The organism is Streptomyces sp. NPDC058964 (genome assembly GCF_042741275.1).
GTDB lineage: Bacteria > Actinomycetota > Actinomycetes > Streptomycetales > Streptomycetaceae > Streptomyces.
Window position 1 is genome coordinate 1 of record NZ_JBHYKH010000792.1, and the last position, 2,724, is coordinate 2,724.

4 protein-coding genes are annotated in these 2,724 nt (G+C 66.9%); 1 reads left to right on the forward strand and 3 read right to left on the reverse strand.

The window, feature by feature from the left end; all coding sequences use genetic code 11:
• The coding region (locus ACFW2E_RS44785; RefSeq protein ID WP_384477338.1) for an acyl-CoA dehydrogenase at nucleotides 1-916 on the forward strand (916 nt) is incomplete at its 5' end.
• Nucleotides 917-1,169: 253 nt separating this feature from the next.
• Here ACFW2E_RS44785 and ACFW2E_RS44790 read toward each other — a convergent pair.
• The 3 genes from ACFW2E_RS44790 to ACFW2E_RS44800 form a co-directional block, all read right to left on the reverse strand.
• On the reverse strand, nucleotides 1,170-1,595 hold the full coding sequence (locus ACFW2E_RS44790; protein WP_384477341.1) for a hypothetical protein: 426 nt from the start codon (nucleotides 1,593-1,595) through the stop codon (nucleotides 1,170-1,172).
• Nucleotides 1,596-1,777: 182 nt separating this feature from the next.
• On the reverse strand, nucleotides 1,778-2,176 hold the full coding sequence (locus ACFW2E_RS44795; RefSeq protein ID WP_384477344.1) for a hypothetical protein: 399 nt from the start codon (nucleotides 2,174-2,176) through the stop codon (nucleotides 1,778-1,780).
• Nucleotides 2,173-2,724: transposase (locus ACFW2E_RS44800; RefSeq protein WP_384477347.1), on the reverse strand; the 552-nt coding region annotated here is incomplete at its 5' end. The genes ACFW2E_RS44800 and ACFW2E_RS44795, both read right to left, overlap by 4 nt.

Sequence of the window (2,724 nt, forward strand, 5' to 3'; positions counted from 1 at the left end):
GTCCTACATGTTCCACATGATGAACGAGGCCCGCATCGGTGTCGGACTCGGTGCCACGGCGCTTGGTTACACCGGCTACCTGCACGCCTTGGACTACGCGCGCACCCGGCCCCAGGGGCGCCCGCTCATGGCCAAGGATGCCACCACCCCCCAGATCCCGATCGTCGGGCATCCCGATGTCCGGCGCATGCTCCTCGCCCAGAAATCGTACGTCGAAGGCGCGCTGGCTCTCATCCTGTACTGCGGGCGGCTGCTGGACGACGAGCGCACCGCCCCGACGGCCGACGAGCGGGCCAGGGCCGGGCTTCTGCTGGACATGCTCACCCCGATCGCCAAGAGCTGGCCTTCCCAGTGGTGCCTGGAGGCCAACAACCTTGCCATCCAGGTCCACGGCGGCTACGGCTACACCCGCGAGTACAACGTCGAACAGTTCTACCGGGACAACCGTCTCAACCCCATCCACGAGGGGACGCACGGCGTCCACGGCCTCGACCTGCTGGGCCGAAAAGTCGTCATGGACGGCGGCGCGGGACTCCGACTGCTCATCGAGACCGTCTCCATGACGACCGCCCGCGCGGCGGCCGCCGACGAGCAAGTCGCTGGCTTCGGACGACAGCTGGACGCCTCCGTCGCCCGCGTCGCCGCCGTGACACGGCGTCTTTGGGAGGCCGGGGACGCCGAGACCGCCCTCGCCAACGCCTCGGTCTATCTGGAGGCCGTGGGACAGGTCGTGGTTGCCTGGATGTGGCTAGAGCAGATGCTGGCCGCCGACGGACGCAGCGGCGCCTTCTACGAAGGCAAGCGCCGGGCGAGTCAGTACTTCTTCCGGTACGAACTGCCCAGGACAGAGGCGCAGTTCTCGCTGCTGGAAAGCCTCGACCGCACCACCCTCGACATGCCAGCGGACTGCTTCTGAGTTTGTCCTACCTTCCAATCGGGGGTCCGAGGCCGTTATTAAAGGGTGGTTCGTGAGGTGATGTCCGTTTCCAGGTGATCCTTGGGCAACCGGCGGAACGCTGTGGCCTTCTGAAACGAGCCATCTGCGAGGTGAGGATCCCGCCATCGGTGTGGGGAATCCCTGCCTAGCCTTCGTCCGCGAATTGCGTCACTCCGGCAACCGCATGTCATCGGATCTTCGGGAGGCTCAGAGGAGGACCAATGTGACGGCATCACCCTGGGCCAGCGTCAGGATCGGCCCTCACCCACGGCAGCTCATCGAATTGCGCGATGATCCGGCTCCAGCCACCGCTTCGCGCACCGCCGGTGGGAGCCGCGTCGTCCAACCAGATCTCCGTGCCCGGCGGAAGATCCTCCGGTCCGCGCTCGGTGCCGATGACAAGGGTGAACTCGGGGTCATCAGGACTGCTGCGGCAGTAGTACGTGTCTCCGTCGCGCCAGGCTTCCAGAGCGAAGTCCGCAAGGATCGCCCGCCCGTGGCGGCCCTCGGGAAAGAGCAGAAGCAGAGTGTCGCCTCGCACGGGCACGTCAGTGTCAGCGACACGGGCGGCCAACGCCTTGATAGGGACGGCGGGCTCGACCTGGAGACCGAAGCCGGTGCGGTGCGAGCCGGTCACGGTCACGATGCGGTACGGCACACCGTATCTTCCCACCCTCCTGGGGTTTTCCCACAAGCCGGGCGCCGGCGGCGGTCGGTGGGCGGAACATCGCATCGCCTCAGGCGACCAGCCTCAATTCTCCTTCGCGCATTCCGTCACCCCGGGAAACTTCATTTCATCGGTACCTCTGCTTGGGGCAGGGGCGCTGGCCGCGGCATCGGCTACTGCTTCCTGGCGAAGTTGCCGGTGTCGGCTTCGGTGAGGATGCTGAGGTTGACCAGGCGCTTCAGTTTGGCCCGGGTGCCTTCGACGTTCTTCGGCAGTACTTCGTGGCCGAGGGCCTGGCAGGCGTCCTTGGCTCGCAGGGGGCCGGTCGCCTCGTTGAAGACAGCGAGGATGCGCGGGTAGTCCGGGTGCTCGGGCAGCTCCGGCAAAGATGGAGGGAGCCGGTCGGCGAGGCCGGTGACAGTCTTGCGGGTGATGGCGAGGTGCTCGAGGTGTGTCTCGGCCTCCCGCAGCCGGGTCTGCAGGGCGTCGATCTGCGCGCGAAGGTCGTCAGCCAGGGCCCGGGCGGCATCCTCCTGGAGATCCAGTGCCTGAAGTAGGAGGCGGATGTTCATGCGCTCACCTCCTCTACACGCCAGGTGGAGATGTTTGCGCCGGTGAGGCGGCGGATCATGACGTGGGACATCGCCCAGTAGACGCGGGAGGCGGACGAGGCGGTGCGGTACTCGTAGTCACGGACCAGGCGCCGGTGCAGTATCAAGATTCCATAGGTCTGCTCGACCCTCCACCGCTTCGGCTGCGGCAGGAATCCCCGGTGCCCGGGGGTGCGTTCGACGATCTCGACATCGATACCCAGGCCAGCGCCGTGCTCGACAACCTGGTGCTTGAAGCCCTGGTCGACCAGGGCTTTGCGGACAGTGCCGCCGGTGTGCTCGGCGACCTGGTCCAGCAGGACGATGCCGGCGGTGTTGTCGTGGATGTTCGCGGCGAGGACGACGACCGCGATGACCAGGCCGAGGACGTCCACGGCCACTCCGCGCTTGCGGCCCGGCACCCGCTTGGCCGGGTCGTGTCCGGTCGTGGAGGCGGGGACCCCGACGGCCGCGTGGACACTCTGGGTGTCCAGCACCACCAGGGTCGGGTCCTTTAGAGGTCCTAACAG

Excerpts from the sequence above, each read along its gene's own strand:
- ACFW2E_RS44795 (WP_384477344.1), bottom strand. The coding sequence starts at position 2,176 with ATGAACATCCGCCTCCTACTTCAGGCACTGGATCTCCAGGAGGATGCC.